At 32.9% G+C, this 756-nt stretch carries 1 protein-coding gene; it reads left to right on the top strand.

The genetic code is table 11. The features are described from left to right. Positions 1 to 345: 345 nt before the first annotated feature. On the top strand, positions 346 to 588 hold the full coding sequence (locus CWB66_RS20780) for a hypothetical protein (protein WP_138586935.1): 243 nt from the start codon (positions 346 to 348) through the stop codon (positions 586 to 588). Positions 589 to 756: the final 168 nt, after the last annotated feature.

Below are 756 nucleotides of genomic sequence, written 5' to 3'. Positions count from 1 at the left end.
AAATCTCTCTCAAGCCGCTATTTTCAGCGCTAACTACGTTGAATTTACTTGCAATAGGCCAGCTATTGACGCGTAAGTTCGCCTTGTTTTCACTGAAAATCTCTGGCTAGAGAAAAATAAATTTAAATATTATTATGATTCAATATATTAGTAAATATCTTAACCAGAGTTCAGGTTATGTATAAATCACTCATCCTCACGATAAAAATATTTCGTTTTCTTTTATTTCAAATTCGATTAAAAATCAACTTACCAACAGAACTGTTCTGGATTGGGCACTATTGCCTTACGCTTAACGAGAGAAAGCGTATTGCGATCGTCATACCATTTTTTAGGAATAAACGAATGAACAAAGCATTACTAGCATTAATCGTAGCGCCTTTATTTGCAGTATCTGCAACTTACGCAGTGGCAGACGACGCGCCAACAGCTTCAGCCGAAATGATAAAAGAATACACAGAAATGTGCGTTAACTGGTCTAAAGATGACGACGTAAGCAATACAGAACTTAATGCCTACGTATTAAAATGTGTAAATGATGAACTTGAATCTGAAGGCTACAAAAAAGTATCGTCTGTAAAAATTTAATTATATTCATACCAATCTGCTTATATATGTGGTCTATTTAACGATAAGAAAATCGCGCTAGAACTAGGCAAAAATTTTTGTATCTAGTTGTTCTAAATAAAAAATTTTTAACAACGTTATAGAGTGATTTAATTCGATAAATTGTTCAAATATTTTTGCAGTTTGGTA

The organism is Pseudoalteromonas sp. S558 (assembly GCF_005886635.1).
In the GTDB taxonomy this organism is placed as follows: Bacteria; Pseudomonadota; Gammaproteobacteria; order Enterobacterales; family Alteromonadaceae; genus Pseudoalteromonas; species Pseudoalteromonas aliena.
Note: the sequence above shows the minus strand (reverse complement) of the source record. Positions and strands in the feature narration are given on the sequence as shown.